Origin of the sequence: uncultured Prevotella sp. (assembly GCF_946407605.1) — a bacterium.
Classification (GTDB): Bacteria; Bacteroidota; Bacteroidia; order Bacteroidales; family Bacteroidaceae; genus Prevotella.
This window is the reverse complement of the sequence record NZ_CAMJOS010000017.1, coordinates 44,481-63,599: the sequence shown is the minus strand read 5'-3', so window position 1 is coordinate 63,599 and position 19,119 is coordinate 44,481. Positions and strand designations below refer to the sequence as shown.

16 protein-coding genes are annotated in these 19,119 nt (G+C 51.3%); 2 read left to right on the top strand and 14 right to left on the bottom strand.

Annotated features, from left to right (window positions below; all coding sequences use genetic code 11):
* Window positions 1–20 precede the first annotated feature (20 nt).
* The 10 genes from Q0R57_RS08660 to Q0R57_RS08615 form a co-directional block, all read right to left on the bottom strand.
* Window positions 21–272, bottom strand: a complete 252-nt coding sequence (locus Q0R57_RS08660; protein WP_294746105.1) for a hypothetical protein — start codon at window positions 270–272, stop codon at window positions 21–23.
* Window positions 273–386: 114 nt separating this feature from the next.
* Window positions 387–1,181: a hypothetical protein gene (locus tag Q0R57_RS08655; protein WP_294746102.1), complete on the bottom strand. Its 795-nt coding sequence runs from the start codon at window positions 1,179–1,181 to the stop codon at window positions 387–389.
* 263 nt (window positions 1,182–1,444) lie between these two features.
* Window positions 1,445–1,597: a hypothetical protein gene (locus tag Q0R57_RS08650; protein ID WP_294746099.1), complete on the bottom strand. Its 153-nt coding sequence runs from the start codon at window positions 1,595–1,597 to the stop codon at window positions 1,445–1,447.
* A 1,030-nt stretch (window positions 1,598–2,627) separates the two neighbouring features.
* Window positions 2,628–3,035: a hypothetical protein gene (locus Q0R57_RS08645; protein WP_294746096.1), complete on the bottom strand. Its 408-nt coding sequence runs from the start codon at window positions 3,033–3,035 to the stop codon at window positions 2,628–2,630.
* Window positions 3,036–3,060: 25 nt separating this feature from the next.
* On the bottom strand, window positions 3,061–5,115 hold the full coding sequence (locus Q0R57_RS08640; RefSeq protein WP_294746093.1) for a M13 family metallopeptidase: 2,055 nt from the start codon (window positions 5,113–5,115) through the stop codon (window positions 3,061–3,063).
* Between the two features lie 30 nt (window positions 5,116–5,145).
* Window positions 5,146–5,322, bottom strand: coding sequence for a hypothetical protein (locus Q0R57_RS08635; RefSeq protein WP_294746090.1), 177 nt, complete (start codon window positions 5,320–5,322; stop codon window positions 5,146–5,148).
* 272 nt (window positions 5,323–5,594) lie between these two features.
* A complete protein-coding gene (locus tag Q0R57_RS08630; protein WP_294746087.1) occupies window positions 5,595–7,592 on the bottom strand; it encodes a M13 family metallopeptidase in 1,998 nt (665 codons plus the stop codon).
* A 52-nt stretch (window positions 7,593–7,644) separates the two neighbouring features.
* Window positions 7,645–9,729 carry a SpoIIE family protein phosphatase gene (locus tag Q0R57_RS08625; RefSeq protein WP_294746084.1) on the bottom strand — a complete coding sequence of 695 codons (2,085 nt, stop codon included), beginning with the start codon at window positions 9,727–9,729 and terminating at the stop codon, window positions 7,645–7,647.
* 13 nt (window positions 9,730–9,742) lie between these two features.
* Entirely contained in the window at window positions 9,743–10,693 is a 951-nt protein-coding gene (locus Q0R57_RS08620) for a tetratricopeptide repeat protein (protein ID WP_294746081.1), read from the bottom strand.
* Window positions 10,694–10,914: 221 nt separating this feature from the next.
* Window positions 10,915–12,987: a VanZ family protein gene (locus Q0R57_RS08615; RefSeq protein ID WP_294746078.1), complete on the bottom strand. Its 2,073-nt coding sequence runs from the start codon at window positions 12,985–12,987 to the stop codon at window positions 10,915–10,917.
* 143 nt (window positions 12,988–13,130) lie between these two features.
* Between Q0R57_RS08615 and Q0R57_RS08610 the strand changes: the two genes are divergently transcribed.
* Window positions 13,131–14,531, top strand: a complete 1,401-nt coding sequence (locus tag Q0R57_RS08610; RefSeq protein WP_294746076.1) for a sodium-dependent transporter — start codon at window positions 13,131–13,133, stop codon at window positions 14,529–14,531.
* Window positions 14,528–15,439 carry a helix-hairpin-helix domain-containing protein gene (locus Q0R57_RS08605; protein ID WP_294746073.1) on the top strand — a complete coding sequence of 304 codons (912 nt, stop codon included), beginning with the start codon at window positions 14,528–14,530 and terminating at the stop codon, window positions 15,437–15,439. Before Q0R57_RS08610 ends, Q0R57_RS08605 begins: the two co-directional genes overlap by 4 nt.
* Before the next feature lie 2 nt (window positions 15,440–15,441).
* Here the strand turns inward: Q0R57_RS08605 and Q0R57_RS08600 are convergent, their stop codons facing one another.
* Genes Q0R57_RS08600 through Q0R57_RS08585 form a run of 4 tightly spaced genes read right to left on the bottom strand, consistent with a single transcriptional unit; the run spans window position 15,442 to window position 19,033 of the window.
* Window positions 15,442–15,918 carry a CYTH domain-containing protein gene (locus tag Q0R57_RS08600; protein ID WP_294746069.1) on the bottom strand — a complete coding sequence of 159 codons (477 nt, stop codon included), beginning with the start codon at window positions 15,916–15,918 and terminating at the stop codon, window positions 15,442–15,444.
* A 3-nt stretch (window positions 15,919–15,921) separates the two neighbouring features.
* Window positions 15,922–16,077, bottom strand: a complete 156-nt coding sequence (locus Q0R57_RS08595) for a hypothetical protein (RefSeq protein WP_294746066.1) — start codon at window positions 16,075–16,077, stop codon at window positions 15,922–15,924.
* A 25-nt stretch (window positions 16,078–16,102) separates the two neighbouring features.
* Window positions 16,103–17,224: a peptide chain release factor 2 gene (gene prfB, locus Q0R57_RS08590; protein ID WP_294746056.1), complete on the bottom strand. Its 1,122-nt coding sequence runs from the start codon at window positions 17,222–17,224 to the stop codon at window positions 16,103–16,105.
* Window positions 17,225–19,033 carry a long-chain fatty acid--CoA ligase gene (locus Q0R57_RS08585; RefSeq protein WP_294746051.1) on the bottom strand — a complete coding sequence of 603 codons (1,809 nt, stop codon included), beginning with the start codon at window positions 19,031–19,033 and terminating at the stop codon, window positions 17,225–17,227.
* Between the last annotated feature and the right edge of the window lie 86 nt (window positions 19,034–19,119).

Below are 19,119 nucleotides of genomic sequence, written 5' to 3'. Positions count from 1 at the left end.
GTTTATTATAAAATGGGCGATTAGAGCAACCAATACCGACCAGACGTCAAATTATCCCAGTCTCTCATAGCTTTTTCAAAACCTGCAGGTATTGTTCCAGTCGGAACTTTCCTTCCTCCTGCGATCTCGTCGAGTTCGTCGTCCGACAATTCTTTCCCGGGCGTGATTGCACCTGCCTCCTTGAGTTCGTCGTAGAGGGCCTTCACTTCTTTCATTTTCTCTGCGAGCTGTTGCTTCTTCTGCTCAATCTGTTCCTGTGTCATTGTTGCCATAATTCTTTGTTTATTTGTATATTATTGTTTATTGTTCTTTGTGACTTTCAGCCTCCCGGAACATCCGTTCACCATCAGAAAGAAAATCCTTTTCATTTGCCTTATGCCTGGTTTTTATTTCTTGTTGTAGGCCTTGTAAGTCTTTTCCCAAACCTTTGACCTTTCCACTTCAGGAAGTCTTACCTTGGACACAAGAATGGTAAAGCTGTAAAGCAGTGAATCGGGCTCCTCGATAGCATTGGCAATCTGGTCGAAGAAAGCCTCATTATATCTGTCCAGGTCTGTCTCAACATTCCAAACCTCATTGACATCCTTGATGGCATCCTTGACATTCAGCACAATCTTTGTCCTGAAGTCGTTGGTCTTGCTCCTTAGTCTTTCCACTGTAGCGCTGTCTGCAGCCGTCTTCAATGAATAGAGTGAGTCCATGAGGGCCTTCATGGCCTCCGTATCGTTTTCTGAGTCAAACAATATCGTGGCGTAGGGCGTCGTGAAGCTCTTTCCTGCTGTCAGGCTTGCCACCTTCACCGTCTTACCGTACTCGCCATTATTACCATAGAGCGTGTAGGTCAAAAGGAGGCTCTGCACGTTAGAATATTGCGCAATCACTTCCTCACAGGCAGCTTTCATCTGGGTGTCCTGATTACTGGTGTAGGTCTTCTTGTAGATACTGCCTTCCAATCCTACAGCCCTGTTCAAGGCGGCCTTCAGCGTTGCGACCTCCGTATCGTAATAACCATAGGAAGTTGTCAGGTCGAACTCCACCCAATACTGGTAGGCGCCAGCCACGGGCGACGTCGGGGTGTCATCATCACCACAAGCGGTGAATACTGTTGTTGTCACTGCGCAGCACAGGATGGCTGCTAAGGCTGCGAGCTTGCTTTGCGCTCTCTTAATCGAATTTTTCATTGTTGTTTATTTTTGATTTAAAAATTTAGTTCTCGAATTCAGGTGCAAAATTAGTCTCTTTCCAGAAAACAACAGTCCCACGGTAGGAAAAAAGAGTCTCAAAACGTGAAAAAGTAAAGCCCGGCAGGAATCGCCAGGCTTAAAAAAATCGATGAAATGGGCGATTTTTGTTATCTCTTCATTTTGACGGATGCTATTTGATGTGTATTTATGTATAAAAGAAAGATAGAAGACGTACTCCTATCGTGGTTGGACGATGCCTTTCACAAGCCACTCGTTGTGAAAGGAGTCCGCCAGTGCGGCAAGACCAGCAGTGTGATGAACTTCTCATCATACACGGGCTTGGCGTAATACTTGCCGTACGTCTTCGCATTGTGCGAATTGTTGTTCTTTGACTTGATGTACTTCTGACTCATAATCTTTTAAAATTAATCATTAACCATTTAGTCTCTGACAAGAGAGTGTCGTTTCTCGCAAAGTGTATTTATTTCTCGCAGATGGCGCAGATGACGCAGATCTTTGCTGCGCGCACCCGAATTCTGTCTGTTAATAATCTGCGAGATCCGCGAGATCTGCAAGAGATTAAAACCACAAACTTCTGCGAGAGATATAAACCAGTCTTCTGCAAGAGATAGGTATGTCACTTTGGGGGCGTCCGGGACGTTTCTTTCACCCGAAGCTACGTCATTTTGCGGTCGTAGATGCGATACTTTACCCCCCTAAAGTATCATCGGAACGGGTCGCAGATGACGTCGGAACGGATGGAAACAAACATCGGAACGGGTCGTAGATGACGTCCCTTCGGCTCACTTGCCTTAACGAGTACAAAGGTACAACAATCGCGAAGGACGTTTTCCCATCCTTCCCCGTTCTTCCCCATCTTTCCCCATTATTTCCCATCGTCAGTCATCTATTCTAATTCCATAGTTCACTGATAGCCACTCAACAGCACATGGTGGTACTATATGGTTGGGGCGCAGCACTTGTCTGATAGATGGTGATAGGATTTCGTTGAGCTTCATTGCTTGTTGATTTTTGCTTCCCTGAGGAAACCCTCCCTCTATATTGGAGTTCCCCCTAAAGGGGAACGGAAATATAAGAGGGAAGTGGGGTTTCAGAAGGGCGCCGGTGTATAGATGACATGTCCTACCTTGTCATAGGACTTCACGATGATACGCTCGTTGACGGCCTGCTCCAGTTCCGCATCCAACTGGCTCATCACATTCTCATTCATAACTTCATTTCATTGGTTAAACTTTTGAGCGCAAAGTTACGAAAAAGCAGAAACAAATACCCCCTACAATGTATGTACATATAGGGGGTATAACACTATATGCGTTCATCGATGAACGAAAATCATAAGGGTCGGAGATTCTCCGACCCCACGATTTCTATTCCTTTTTACTTTTTTATAATGTCACACAGATACCACAGATTTTTTCGTTTTTATCTGTTTCTCATGAAAGGAGGCGGCAGCGGCTGCAAGGGTATCCCCTCTTTCTTTCTTCTATCTCTTACAATCCAGTCGCGGGCCCACCCAAGGTTATCAACCTTTTTCGAGTAATCAGGGCGTGACTCGTAATGATATTGAGACGTCAATTTCTTTTCCTTATGACGAAACATGATTGATTGGCTATTGGAGGTATCCTTATCCTGCTTATTGTCAAAGGACATCTGCATCAGGTTCGGCTGGGAATGGTGACACAAGCTCATATCAAAATCAACGGTCAATGGCGGAAGCATAGGAAAGTGGTCTGAATACTTCCATGAGACGGCTGGGGTTGTCTGTGCCATCGCCATTGTGCAACAAAAGAAGACCGTGAGCAACAGTATTCCTGCTTTTCTCAATTCCATACGCATTATGTTTTAAAAATGATACTTACCATAATTGTAACCGCTTCTCCTTGGGGATGAAGAGTTTGTCGCCTTCCTTGATGCCGAAGGCCTCGTGCCAAGCGTCAACATGAGGCAGGGCACCGTTGACGCGCCAGCGGCCCTGGGAGTGGACGTCGCCGGTGGTGCGGCGGCGCAACTCAGCGTCGGTGATGTTTTGTGCCCAGATGCCGGCGTATGACAGGAAGAAACGCTGGTCGGCAGTGAATCCGTCGACGGTGACGGGCGGTGTCTCGACGGCATTGTGGTAGGCCGTCCATGCCACCTGCAGACCGCCGTGGTCGGCCAGATTCTCACCCAGCGTCATGCGTCCGTTGGCGTGCAGACCCGGCAGCAACTCGATGGCGTCGAAGAAGTCGGCAAACATGTCGGCCTTCTCCTTGAACTTCGCGGCATCTTCGGGTGCCCACCAGTCGTGTAAGTTACCGTCCTTGTCGTAGAGACGCCCCTGGTCGTCGAAGCCGTGGGTCATCTCGTGGCCGATAACCACGCCGATGGTACCGTAGTTGACGACATCATCGGCCTCCATGTCGAAGAAGGGCGGCTGCAGGATGCCGGCCGGGAAGCATATCTCGTTGGTAGTAGGTTCATAGTAGGCATTGACAGTCTGTGGATTCACTCCCCATCGAGTGGGGTCCACGGACTTGCCTGCACGGCGCTTGACATTCTCAGCATTCCAGAAGCGGGTACACTGGGCGGCGTTCTCCACATACGACTTGCTGTTATCGATGTGTAAGGCGCTCATGTCGGTCCACTTATCGGGGTAGCCCACCTTCACGATGAAGGCGTCGAGCTTCTCCTTGGCTGTCGCTTTGGTGGCAGCGCTCATCCAGTCCTGTGCGTCGATGCGTTGTGCCAGGGCCACCTGCAGGTTGCTGACTAACTTAAGCATACGCTCCTTGGCGGCGGCAGGGAAGTACTTCTCGACATACAACTTGCCTATAGCCTCGCCCAGCAGTGCGTCCATCTGCGTCGAGACGCGCTGCCACAGGGGATAGTCCTGCTGACGGCCCGACATCACGCGCCCGTAGAAGTCGAAGAAGATGGCCTCCGTGGCGTCGTCCAGGTATTCGGCGTATTGTCTGATTTCCGTCCACTCCATGTAGTCGCGGTACTCGTCGGCAGTCATCGTTGCCATCAACTGTTCTACACCGGCACAGAAGTCGGGCTGACACACCACAAGTTGCTGAATGCAATCCGACGGGACGTTCATGGCGCTCATCAGTTTCTCCAGCTGGACATGGGGATAGGCGGCATTAAACTGAGCCAGCGACATCTTGTTGTAGTTGGCCTCGGGGTCGCGCAGTTCGGTCTGCGAGCGGCTCACCTTGGCCAGTTCTGTCTCCATATGCATGACGTTCGCCATCTTCTGCGAGGCCTCTTGCTCGGTGAATCCAAGGTGCCGGAACATCTTGACGATGGTCTGTTGGTAGGCCTCGCGGATGTCGGCGGTGGTGGTGTCGAGGTAGTACTCTTTCTGCCCCATCCCAATGCCGCTCTGTTTCACCTTCAGTATATACTGCGTGGCGTTCTTCTCGTCGGCAGCAAAATAGGTAGCGAGGAATACGTAGAAGTTCTCCGGTATCAGTTGCAGGTGTATCTGGAACAGCTGCTCCACCGTGGTGGTCTGCTCCATCTGTCTGATGATGCCCATCAGCGGCTCCACGCCCTGCTCGTTGCGGCGCTGACTGTCCATGGCCATGCGGTAGAGGTCGGCCAGCTTCTGTTCCGTGGAGCCGTCGGCAAAACTGCCTGTCTGCAGGTCATCGAAGATGGCCTTGAGGCGCACCTGGTTGTTCTCTAACAACTGTTCTAGTTTGCCGTAGCGCGAATAGGCTGCCGGAAGAGGGTTGTTTTTTATCCAGCCGCCGCAGGCATACTGATAGAAGTCATCGCCAGGACGGACGGATGTGTCGAGGTCCGACATGTCGATGCCCGACGTCTGCTGCCCCTGCTGCGTGGAATTGTCGTCATTGTCAGAGCAAGCCGTGAAGCCCAGCGCCACAATGGCCACTGTCATCAGAAAGAAATACTTTCGCATTGTTATATTTAATTTTATGGTTATAATTTATTATAGTATTCCTGCTTTACGCATCTTCTGACGCTGCTCTTCGTTCTGACGGATGAAGCGCTCGATGAAAACGTTTTGGTCGCCAATACGCCAACGCTGGTATATGATGATGGCCACGAGCACCAGCACCACCACGATGAAGGCGGCGGCCAACGCAACTGTGAAGATAAGTGTCATATCCATAAGCTTCGCACACATTATTTGTGTGCAAAATTAGGCTGTTTCCAGGAAACAACAGTCCCACGGTAGGAAAATAAAGTCTCAAAACGTGAAAAAGTAAGCCTGGCAGAAATTGCCAGGCTAAAACTATTTCGATGAAATGGGCGTTTTTTGTTATTTCCACTTTATCTTTCTCATTTTTGCCAACAACCCGATGGCGACGGCGAGGGTGCAACCTACGGTATCGGCGGCATGAACCAGATTTTTTACTTTTTTACCTTCCATATTGGTTACCAAATCTTCACGCGGTCTTCAGGCTTGAGGTACAGTTTGTCCGTCGGCTGAACGTCGTAGAGGCGGTACCAGTCGGCTTGCAGGCGCATCATGCCGTTGATGCGGTTGTGGTGTAGAGAGTGGATGTCTCTCTTGTCGTGCATCTCCTTCAGTTTTTCGGGCGATCGCTCATAGTCATCCTTATAAAGCTGTGCGTAGGCCAGGAAGAACTTCTTGATTTGCTCGTCGAACTGCTCACCGCTGAAGCCCTGCTCTGCCAGTCGCTGCTTATAGCATTCCAAGGCAAGCTCCACACCACCATAGTCGGCCATGTTCTCATTGAGTGTCAGCGCACCGTCGCCGGGCTGTCCCGGATAGTCCTCCATTTGGTTGAAGAGTTCAACCAAGGCATTCTGCTTCTCATGGAAAGCCTGCTTGTCGGCCGGTGCCCACCAGTCGCGTAGTTTTCCGTCGGCATCAAACCCAGAGCCACCATCATCGAAACCGTGGCAGAACTCGTGACCGAAGCAGGTGGAGGTGGCATAAATGATGGCCTCACTCAACTGGCTGTCGAAGCGGGGACGAGTAATCCACGAAGGCAGGATTATCAAGGAGTTGCCTGGTCGTAAATAGGACGCATTGTCTAAGATGAACTGTGAACTTGTAGCAAAGTAGTCCCAGCCAATGTCATCAAGATTTCTGCCTATCATCTTCTTGGCAACAGCTACCGAGTGCTGACGCAGCTGGGTGGCTGCTGCCAGCAGACAGTCGCCGTCGGCCTCGGGCGTCAGGTCATTGTTCCACTTATCGGGATAGCCAACGTAGAACTTCATGGCTTCAGCCTTATGACGGGCTTCGGCCTTCGTGGAAGCGCTCATCCAGTCTAGGTTTTCAACGCGCTGAATGAACACCTGGCGCATCTTCTCCAGAATGTCCAGACACTGGTGTTTGTAGATATTCTCGTAGCCACACGCTTCTGTCAGGATGCGGTACTTATAGTATTTATTGTAGTGAAGCAGGTTGTTCAGGATGGTAAGGCGATTGGTCTGTCCGGTCAGTTTGGGAACGCAGAAGGCATCTTGACTGATAACATTATATATCATATAGTCACGGAAGAGTGGAACCAGTTCCGGCTGCTGACTAGCACTTGCAAACAGAGTGATACAGTTCATAGGCAAGGGTAAGACTCTTCCTTCTCTGATATCTCCCTCGTCAATACCCATCAGTGCCCCCACTTTTATCTTGGCATTCATTGACTCATCTTCATCGTTCCCTCTGGTTGCAGCGAGTTGTGGGCGATTCAGAAGCTCTAAGTTGACGATTATAGAGAAAACCTGCATCTCCATCGTTTCCACCTTCGTGGCATTCTCGCTGATTTGGGCAATGCGCTCTTCAGAATAGTCAAAGTGACGCAGTGCCTGGCAGTAGGATAACACTTTCTCGGGCAACCGTTGTACTTCATTCTTCCCCATCACGGTATCCATCTCCGCCGTCTTTGCGCCAGTAAGCATTATGTTTATAATGTTCTTTCCAGTACTATTACTGACATATGGTGCCAGACGAGCCAGCGGACTATAGCCCAACTGATGCAACTTAGCAAAGGCATCATACAGTTGGTCGGCAGTCTCTATCTGCTCCAGCATCTGCAAACGCTCTTTGAGCAGGGCTGCGCTGCGGCTGTCGTCCGACATAGCATCATCGACCAAACTGCGCAGCCGCACCAACAAGGGGTCGTTGCCGGTGGTCAGCGTCTTGACGAGAAGTGCCTGATTATTCTCACGTATTTGCTGGAAGAGAGAGGGCGCAGGGTCGTCACTGTCAAGCCACTTACCAAGGGCGTAGCGATAGAAGTTGTCGCCCGGTCGCACCGTATTATCAATCTCACTATCGTAGGTGAATGGCTTGTCATCAGTCACCACCACTGGGTTGTCATCGTTGTCACTGGTGCAGGACGTCAGCACCGTCATTGTCATCATCAGCGTTATGGCCGCTGTTGCCATCAAAAATTTTTTCATTCTCTTAGTATTACAATTTATTTTTGTGAACTGTCGTTGCTGTATTTATTGTTTATTGAAGTTTCAAGTACATAAGGGTCAGGTCGTCGCTGGGCTCGGCTCCGTTGCGGTGCTGTTCCACAGCCTCCTTCATCATGCCGATCAGCTGGTGGGAGTCGAGCGACTGTGCGTCGGCCATCAACTCCAACAGGCGGTCATCGCCCAGGAGTTCGTGCTGGGTGTTCTCGGCCTCGTTCAGGCCGTCGGTATAGACGAGCAGTTGATGATTGCGGATATCTTCAATACTTTCGCCATAGAAGGGAGCGCCCTCCAACACACCAATCATCTGATTAACATACTGCATCTTCAAGAACTGACCGTCATACACAGGCGCATTGTGGCCGCAGTTGCAGAAGTCGAGGCGACCTGTGTCGAGATGTAGCAAACCGATGAACATGGTGACGAACATAAAGCTGTCGTTGCCTTCTACCAATTCATTGTTCATGCGTGTGGCAATGTCGGCTGGCATCATTCCCTCGGCGGCGAGGGTGCGGAAGAGGCGGGCCGACTGTGCCATGAAGAGCGAGGCGGGAACACCCTTGCCCGAGACGTCGCCCACGCAGAAGTAGAGCATGTCACCCTGAAGGACATAGCCGTAGAGGTCACCACCCACCTCCTTGGCGGGTGTCATCTCCGCATACATATCAAGACCTTTGCGCTCAGGGAACACACCCGGCACCATCGACATCTGGATGTTGCGGGCGATGCGCAGTTCGCTCTCGATGCGCTCCTTGGCGGTAGTCGTCTCCTCTAGTTGGTCGTAGGCTGTCTGGAGTTCCGTGTGGGCGGTCTCCAAATTCTCGTGCGCCGTCTCCAACTGCTGGTGGGCAGCGGCAAGACGCTTCTGGGCACGACGACGATGGAGCGTATAAATAATAAAGAAGGTGGTGAGCAGTACCAGTGCCGCCAGTGTGCCTATCCACCTTTGGCGGGAGAGCGATATCTGCTGCTGGGCTATCTCGGCATCCTTCTGCTGCGTCTGATAGACGGTGGCTAACTCGGCAGCGGCATTGTTCTTTTCCTTCTTGATGGCCGAGTCAAGGTTTTCAACGATGTATGCCGCTACGGCCAGAGCCGAATCACGACGGCCCGCCTTGTAGTTTGCCTCGTACTTTTCTCCATAGAAATGAGAGATGTTGTCGAGTGACAGTTCCCTTGCAGTTTCTGCAAGGTATTGGTCCATTATAGCGAAGGCATCGGCAGCCTCAGCGTAACGTTTGGCTTTAAGCAGAAGTCTTGCACATTCTAGCTGACCCATAAGGGTCTTTGAAAATTCAGTTTTCTTATAATCATCGATGGCACGATTACCTTCTGTCAGGTAATTCTGACCAATTGCCAAGTCAGCATGGGAAAAACAGTTTAATGCAATACATTCATCCAACGAGGATGCCGGCACGGAATCCCGCTCCGAAAGGATGGCGAGGACGGAATCCTGACGGTGACACCACTTCATTGCACCCTCATAATCCTCTATTCCCGAATAACAGCCAAATGTATTATAGGTGCGAATGAAAAGGTCAAAGAGTGTCCCCCATGTAGGATTTGAAGCACATCTCTCCCGCAAACTGTTGTAACTCATATCAAACGACTTGGCTGCATCTTCCTTCATTCCGAGCGATAATTGGGCCATGGCGACATTTTGTGTCAGAAGTCCAAAACTATGGTTTTTCTTATCCTCTGCGCCATTCATCTTCTCAAGCAGAGGAAGCGCAATCCGCAACACACCTTCGTAATCATCTCGTACATTATATATCCCTGCCATTATACATAAACAATCAATGTAACAGGCGCTATCCTGGGAAGTCGTAGGCGTCATGTCCTTGACGGGTTTCAGTACTTCCTCAGCATGTCGCAAGTGGTTCTGCATTGCATAGGCTCCCCCCTGATAATATGCCGACTTCATCGGTGAGATGTCGCCCGTCTGATCCAGACTGTCAGCAATGACAATGACACGTTCATAATCCCCAGCGTTCCAGACCGCAACGAGAAGACTGTCGGCCTCAGACTGCTTTTCGGCGCTTTGCTGTCCCTGCCCGCATGATAGCATCGCGGTCAGCACTGCCGCTACGGCCAGCAATAGGATGAGATGTTTTTTCATTGTCTAAAATAATTTATTTGTTCGCAGCCTTGTATTCACGGAATTTGGCGAGGAGGTTATTGTAGGCAGCAGGATTAAAGAACCAGATGCGGCTATCGCCTTCGTTGGTCGACAATTTGCGTGGGTCCTTTATCCTATGACCGAAATTGAAGGTCATCGGTCGTTTTTCCCTCTCCTCGTCTGACATGACGGTGAACTGGAAGTCATCATCGCAGATAATGGTTTCATTGCCCTCGAAAGCATCGTTTTCTTCTTTGGTACGCATGAGACTCGGCACCTTCCATCCCACGAGGGGACGTTCCATGTTCCAGTCGGATGTCTGCACGATGAAGTAACGTTTTCCGTCGATGAAAATCAGCGGCAGGGCATAGCGGAAGTATTTGGTCCGTTCGGCAATAAGCATCTCCAAAGCCGACTCCAGTAGAATATTGGCTTCATCCATGTTATTGATGCGCTTGTTATTTGGTGCGATGCTATTGTCAAACATGGCCTCCTGAACCTTGGTGAAGCCACGGACGGGCTGCGGGCCCATCATCATTACGGCATAGACAAGTTTGGTGCCGTTGGTCACGGGGTCGTCACGTCCCAGTTCCACCTCAAAGGCATCTACCGACATCTCAAAGAAATCGTTGGCATTCTCATACTCCTCTTTACCTAAATAAATCATACCAAGTGCCATGTAGGTTAGGCCCTGCAAAGTATCTTGAGGGGCAGGGTGCTCGCGGGCAATCTTCAGCGCGCGGTTGGCGTAGGTCAGGGCGCGGTCGTAATCCTTCTTCTCCCCCAGCTCATCGTTGATGAACATCATCGCAGCCTCGTACTGTTTCTTGCCGTTCTTAGGGTTCTTGTCGGCCTGTTTGGCTTTCTGCTCTGCTGACTTCAACGCTTGTTCTACAGTCATTTGGGCATTCATCTGGAATGTCACGGCGCACATCAGCGCCACAATTGTCAGGATTCTTTTCATGATTCTGCTTGTTTTATTGTTACACATTATTCTTTACAGGATGAGTCCATCATTGTTATTTCGACTGCAAAATTACGTCAACACAGCAAAATGACAGTCTCAAGGTAGGAAAATATAGTCTCATTTTGAGAAAAACTCGCATTTTCTGTCGTCTCAAGACAAAAAAAACAAAGCCCGGCACAAGGATGCCAGGCTAAAAATTACCGATGAAATGGACGGTTTTATTTTCCTGCCGCTTTACGATAGTCTGTGGGCGACATGCCGTAGGCATCGCTGAAGATGCGGAAGAACGAACTGCGAGAGAAGCCGGAGAGCTCGGCAATCAATGAAACAGAGTCTTTCGTGGTAGCTAATAAACGGGTAGAATAGCGCAGACGGTACTCGTTGAGGAAGGCGTTGACGCTCTTACCATCAGTACAGGTGCTGATGGCATCGGTGACGTAGTGTTCGTTGGTGCCGAGGAGCTGGGCCAGGCGGTTACGGTCGAGGTCGGCATCGGTATAGATATGGTCTGACGAGTCCATGAGGTCGCAGATACGACGGAAGAGTTGCTGCTCGGCTGTGAGCGCATCCTCCGGTTTTGCTTTCAACAACTCGATGCTCTGTTGCTGTTCCTGCTCGCGCTGTTCTATCTCAGCCAACAGTCGGCGGTTCTTCTCAAGGAGTGCCTTGTTATATTGATGAGAACGCCAGAGGAAATAGATGATGAGCAGGATGATGAGGACAGCGGCAACGAGGATGATGCGGTGGATGATGAGCGACTGGCGGCGGCTGGCAATCTCTGTCTCCTTCTGGCGGATTTCCTCTTGCTGCTCCACGTCAATCTTCCTTTCCTGTATATGGATGGAGTCGGTCAACTGGCGCATACGGTCGGACAGAATTTGTGCCTCGTCGTTGCGTCCGGCTTTCTGCAAGGTCTCATACTGATACATCAGGTAGTGTTTGATGTATTCGGTGGTGATAGCGCTGCCTTGGGCCATATAGAGCGAGTCGGATTGGCGGAACAGGCGGATGGCCTCGTCGTAACGACCGGTCATAGTCAGGTAGCGGGCATCGGCACCGATGTCATAGACCCTCAGGTTTTCACTCTGTCGGTGTTTCTGATAGAGAGCCTCGGCCTTGTCGTACTGACCGTTAGCGGCATAGATCATAGCCTGGCCGATAGTGATGTTGTTGTGGCGGATTTGACGAGCGAGGTCGGGCAATTCACCGCAGCGATCCAGACGGGCCAGGGCCGTATCGCCTTTAGCCACCAGAGGCAGGGCCTTTTGAGGCATGCCCTGCCCAAGGTAGAACTCGGTGGCCTCTCCAACTGCGATAATCATGGCGTCCATCACCCAGTAGTCGTTGGTATGCGTCACACCGTCCATCATGATGTCAATGCCCTCCAGATAATACTGTTCGGCCTTGTCGGGGTGCCCCATATCCAACTCACAGCTGCCCTTAAGCACTAGCGCACGACTTTTTACGCGTAAAGCCACTTCTTCGCTGATACCGGATATGCCGCCACCCTGCTCCCGCTCATGCTCCACGTCGGCAATAATCTCATCGCACAAGCGAAGGACCTTGCCGTATTCGCCATTCCTCTCCAGCCATCCGTTCAGCATGAGAAGGGCTGAATAGTAGGAAACACCTTCGCGCTTCAGTTCGGGAACGTTCACTATCTGCTCGCCGTAGAATATAGCCAACCGCGTCTGTCCCATTTGCCCGTAGAAGTTAGTCCTGATGAGGTTGGCCGTGGCAGGTGAAAACAAGCCCACCCGCTCTGCACTGTCTATCCGCGCAAAGGCCTTTTCAGGTGTCGTGAATGCCATTTCCTGCAACTCGTTTTTCAGCTTTTGCGCCTCCTCACTGCGGTCTGGCTCTGTGCAACCCACCGTCAAGGTACAGCCAACAAAGAATATAATAAGGTGCTTTGTCTTTCTTATTTTTGCCAACAGCCCAATGACAATGGCGAGGGTGCAGCCTACGGCATCGGCGGCGAAGTCGAGCCATTCGCCAGAACGGGTGGCGGTACATTGTTCCTGCACTATCTCAATGATGCCGCCCATGATGACAGGGAGGAGCCAGGCAAAGAGGAACAGCTTGCGCCACTCCATGCGCTGGTGGCTGCGCAGATACTCTATCCAGATGACCGAGCACGTGCCGCCATACATCACAAGATGGGTCCATTTGTCAAGGAAGTTGATGCTGGGCATCTCCATCTCCTCTGGCGGCATGAACCAGATAGAGAGGTACCACACCAGAGCGATGCAGAGCAGCGAGAATGGGTATTTCTTGATAAAATGAAACATAATTAGCCCTTCTATTTTCAATTTGGCTGCAAAGGTACAAAAAAATTCATAATTAATAATTCTTTTTCAAAAAAAGCGACAAGTCGAGCGCACAATTCATAATTATTTCCTAATTTTGCAGCCGAAAACAGACAAACCATAGTATGAGTCAGACAGAAAGAGCAAATTTTGGAACGAAACTGGGCATCATCCTGGCCACGGCAGGATCGGCCGTAGGACTGGGAAATGTGTGGCGTTTCCCCTATATGACAGGCCAGAACGGTGGTGCTGCCTTTATCATCATCTATGTTGTATGCGTGCTGATGCTGGGCATCCCTTGTATGCTCAACGAGTTTATCATCGGACGCAGGGCACAGGCCAACACGGCACGGGCCTACTCGAAACTGGCCAACGGCACCCCCTGGCGACTGATTGGCATCTTCGGCGTGTTCACAGGTTTTCTGATTACAGGTTATTATGTGGTAGTGTCGGGCTGGTGTCTGCAGTATATCTATGCCTCGGTGGCTGGTCATCTGAACGGCGACGCTTCCTACGTGAAGACTTATTTCGAGACATTCTCGTCGCACCCCTGGAAGCCTGTGGTGTGGATGCTGGTGTTCATGTTTTTATGTCATTTCATCATCTCAAGAGGTGTGGAGAAGGGTATTGAGCGCGCCTCAAAGCTGATGATGCCGCTGCTGTTTGTGCTGCTGGTGGTCATTGCCGTGGCATCGTGTCTGCTGCCAGGTGCCGGCAAGGGCATCACGTTCCTGTTCAGCCCCGACTTCTCGAATGTTGACAGCAAGATGTTGCTGGGAGCATTGGGACAGGCCTTTTACTCGTTGAGTCTGGGCATGGGTTGCCTGTGCACCTATGCCAGCTATTTCAAGCGCGACACACATCTCACGAAGTCGGCTGTGCAGATTGTCAGCATCGACACGCTCATCGCCATCCTGGCAGGTCTGATGATATTCCCCACCTTCTTCGCCAGCTATCCTGATGCTGCCGACAAGTTGGCCGACCCACAGCTGGCCAGTCAGTATTCGGGTCCCGGACTGGTATTCATCACGCTGCCCAACGTGTTCCAGCAGGCTTTCTCTTCTGTGCCGCTGGTGGGCGAGATTGTGGCGTTGCTGTTCTACGCCCTCCTGTCGCTGGCAGCCCTCACCTCGCTGATGTCGCTCCACGAGGTTAGCACCGCCTTCTTCCACGAGGAACTGAAGATAACACGTGCCAAGGGTGCGGTTATCGTCACGTTGCTGTGTTCTGTCATTGGCGTGTTCTGTGCGCTGTCGTATGGCGACACCCGCGACTGGCTGGTCTTTGGCGGAGAGTCGGTATTCAACTGGTTCGACTTCCTTACGGGTCAGATATTCCTGCCTACGGGCGGACTGCTCACCTGTCTGTTTATGGGTTGGTATGTGCCCAAGCATCTCATCAAGGATGAGTTTACCAATGGCGGCACGCTGCGAGGCCGTTTCTTCGGCTTCTATTTCTTTATGGTGCGCTATGTATGTCCCATCTGCATCCTACTCATCTTCCTGCATCAGTTTAATGTGATATGAGACTTAGACTCAGCAACCTATATTACCTGAACCATCACGATCGTAGAATCCTCCTGGTGCTACTCACGGTGGCTGTAGTGGCCCTCGCCCTGATGTTCGTCGTTGGGGGACGCGACGATACGTCAGAAATCGCTCATTCCATCGAGACATCTGCAGCATCCGAGAAACTCGGAGCGACCGCAGATTCCGGTACTTCCACCCCTCAATACTACGCCCAGCCGGAGCGCCCTGTGGAGCGCTTTACGTTTGACCCCAACACCGCCGACAGCACCCAGCTGCTTCGCTTAGGGCTGCAGTCGTGGCAGGTAAGGAACATCTATAAATACAGGGCGGCAGGGGGCATCTATCGCACGAAAGAAGACTTTGCCAAGCTTTACGGACTAACGGTGAAGCAATATCGGGAGTTGGAGCCATTTATTCAGATTTCATCGGACTATCTTCCCGCCACAACGCTTATCAAGGAAGAGAAGACAACCTACGAGCGCGACACGCTGCGCCATCCACAAAAGATAACGGAGGGCGAGACCATTGACCTGAATGCCGGCGACACCACCATCTATAGGAAAGTGCCTGGCATTGGCAGTTACTATGCTCGAAAGATTATGGATTACGGCAACAAGCTGGGCGGCTATGTCAGTATTGACCAGCTGGACGAGATTGCTAACTTCCCACAAGAAGCTAAGAAATTCTTCGCGTTGCCAAGTGGCAACGTCAGACAGCTACATATCAATCATCTGTCGCTCAACGAGCTCAAGCAGCATCCTTATATCAGCTACGCCCAGGCCAAGGCCATCATAGACTATCGCCGTCTGTATGGCGATATCCATTCCCTGCAGGAGCTGTCGCTACTGCCTGCATTCTCCCATCAGGCCATTATCCGCCTGGAGCCTTACATCAGCTACAACTGAAATCACTTCCAGTCCTTATAGGGATTTCTGCGAAGGTGAGAGTTGTAATAACGATGGTCGCCCGTGACCTCATCACCGATGAAATCGGGCTTTTCGTAAGGTTCGTCGGGGGATGACAACTCCACCTCGGCTATCACCAGCCCTTCGTTGTCGCCATAGAACTCATCAACCTCGAAGGTATGATTGCCGCTGCTCACCAGATAACGTGTCTTGTCAATCACACCCGGCTCGCAGATACGAAACAGCTGCTCGGCTTCCTCCAGCGATATCTCATGCTCGAACTCATAACGACTCAGACCACCGTCGAGCGAAGGTCCTTTGATGGTGAGGAAGCCCTGGTTATCACGGATGCGCACGCGTACCGTACGTCCGTTACCACTACTGATATAACCCTGTTTAATACGGTAACTCTTGTGTGCGCGACGTTTGAAGTCATCGCCGCGCACCAAGAATTTCCGCTCAATCTCCATGCCGCTCATTGCTTAAGCGAAGTTGTAGATGGAGTAAGCACAGAAGATGATAGCCAGAATGATGAGGATGCCGAAGAGCCAGTTCACGATATTACGGCCTTCCTGCTCCTGCTTCTCTGCATAAGCCTTCTGCTTCACGTTCGATTTCTTTGTCTTTGCTGTTTTCATAATAGGAATAATTAATTGGTTTTTGTTATGATTCTTCTGTTACAGGGAATTCCATGAGATAAGCCTTGATGAAATCATCGAGCTTGCCGTTCATGACGCTGTCCACATCGCGGGTCTCGAAATTGGTGCGATGGTCTTTTACGCGCTTGTCGTCGAAGACATAAGAGCGGATCTGACTGCCCCACTCTATCTTCTTCTTGCCGGCCTCAATCTTGGCCTGGGCCTCCAGGCGCTTCTTCATGGCGCGGTCGTAGAGTTGCGAGCGCAGCAAAGCCATGGCACGCTCTTTGTTCTTAGGCTGGTCGCGGGTCTCGGTATTCTCGATGAGGATCTCCTCTTCCTCGCCCGTATCGGGGTCGGTGTACCAATAGCGCAGACGGACACCCGACTCCACCTTGTTGACGTTCTGACCACCGGCGCCACTCGAACGGAAGGTATCCCACGAGAGCTTGGCGGGGTCAACATAGACCTCGATGGTATCGTCGACCAGAGGCGACACGAAGACGGAGGCGAACGACGTCATACGCTTGCCCTGGGCGTTGAACGGGCTGACACGCACCAGACGGTGCACACCATTCTCGCTCTTCAGGAAGCCATAGGCAAACTCACCACCCTCAATCTGCATGGTGACACTCTTGATGCCAGCCTCATCGCCGTCGAGCAGGTTGGCAATGGTCACCTTATAGCCATGAGCCTCGGCCCAGCGCATATACATGCGCATGAGCATGCTGGCCCAGTCCTGCGCCTCGGTACCACCAGCGCCGGAGTTGATCTTCAGCACGCAGTCCATAGGGTCTTCCTTCTGGCGCAACATATTCATCAGCTCCAGTTTCTCAATGGCTTCGATGGCCTGCTGGTAGTTGTCATCAACCTCCTGCTCGGTGACCATCTCGTCTTTATAGAAGTCGAAGGCGAGCTGCAGCTCGTCGGCCTTGGTACGCACGTCGTTATAGCCATCAATCCATTTCTTGATGCCCTTCACCTTCTTCATCTGCTCCTCGGCACGCTTCGGGTCTTCCCAGAAGTCGGGGGCCTGAGTGCGGAGGTCTTCTTCCTCCCACTCTACCTGCTTCTGGTCAATCTTCAGGTAAACATATAATTTCTCGGCTCTGTCTAATACGTCTTTTAATTGATCTTGGGTTATCATTTATTCTTCGTACATTTTATCGATTTGTTCCTTATAGTTCTCGTTGAGCACACGACGTTTGATCTTCAACGTGTTGGTGAGTTCACCACGGCTCATGGAGAAGGCTTGAGGCAGCAGGGTGAAACGCTTGACCTGCTCGTAGTGGGCCAACTGCTGCTGTAGCGTCTCGATACGCTCTGTGAGCATGCGGATGATACGCTTGTCGCTACACAGGTCCTCACGACTGTTGAAGGCAATGTCATGGGTGCGGGCATACTCTTCCAACAGCTTATACTCCGGCACGATGAGAGCAGAGACGAACTTACGCTGGTCGGCGATGATGGCAATCTGGTCGATGTACTTGTCGACCAGCAGCTTCGACTCAATCATCTGAGGCGCGATATACTTGCCGTTAGACGTCTTGAACAGATCCTTGATACGGTCTTTCAGGAAGAGCTCGCCATCATTGATATAGCCCGAGTCGCCCGTACGGAAATAGCCGTCCTCAGTAAACGACTGGCGGGTAATATCGTCGCGGTTATAGTAGCCACGGGTGATGGTGGGACCCTTGAGCAGGATCTCGCCCTCGTCACTGATCTTGATGCTGATGCCCTGGATGGGATGACCCACAGAGCCTATCTGATAGGGCTGACCCAGATGGTCGCACGACACGGTGGCCAGCGACTCGGTGAGTCCGTAGCCCACCACCATGTTCAGACCAATGGTATGCACAAACTCCTCAACATGTGCAGAGACGGTGGCGCCTGCCGTGGGGAAGAAATGGGCATTCTCCAAGCCCAGCTCCTTGCGTACCAGCGAGAAGATGGTCTTGTTGAGCAGCTCGTACTCCAGATGCAAAGGCAGGGGCGGCTGCTTACCGGCGGCCAGGTATTCTATGTTATGACGGCGGCCTATCTCCTCGGCATGGCGGAACAGCTTACGCTGCACGCTGCCGCTGGCCTCAATCTTCTCCTGCACACCCTGATATACCTTCTCCCAGAAACGCGGTACACTCGACATACAAGTGGGATGTTGCTCGCGCATCGACTTCTGAACCTCCTGCGGATAGGTGTTCACAATCAGTCGGGCACCAACGGTGATGCACAACAGGGCCCAGCCACGCTCAAAGATATGTGTGAAGGGCAAGAAGTTCATCACGCGGTCGTTCTCGTCCACCGGCACATCCTTATGGTTGGCCTCCAAAGCCGCATGGAACTGTCCCATGCTCAGAATAACGCCCTTCGAGTCGCCTGTGGTACCGCTAGTATACAGGATATTAGCGATGTCGTCCATAGTGGCGGCAGCCTGACGGCGGTTGAACTCCTCCTTACGTGTCAAGCCCTCACCCAGCTTCAGGAATGCCGAGAACGACATCACCGAGGGGTCATTCTCGGGAATCTTCACGGCAGGGTCGAACACAATGATACGCTCCAGCGACTGGCATGTGGGGAACACACGATGTGCTTTGTCGAACTGCTCTTGCTCGCCCACGAAGAGAAAACGTATCTGGGCGTCGTTGATCATAAACTGTATCTGCTGCTCGCTGCTGGTGGCATAGAACGGTACTGTAACAGCACGAATACCCCAGGCGCCGAAGTCAACAAACAGATACTGTACCGAGTTCTGCGAGAAGATACCTATGTTCTCCTGTTCGCCAACACCCAACGCCAGCAGGGCGTCGGACACCTGACGGGCTATGCCCGAGAACTGGTTCCACGAACATGACTTCCACTGTGTACCCCCGAAATTCTTGTATATCAGCGCCTCGCGGTCGCCATATTTGGCGGCTACGTCATGTACCAGACGGGAGAGATGGCTATTAATCTGCATAATATGCTTATATTTGATGTTGCAAAATTACTCAAAATCAGTCATACTGCCAAATCTTTCAACAACTATTTCTCGTTATTGTATGA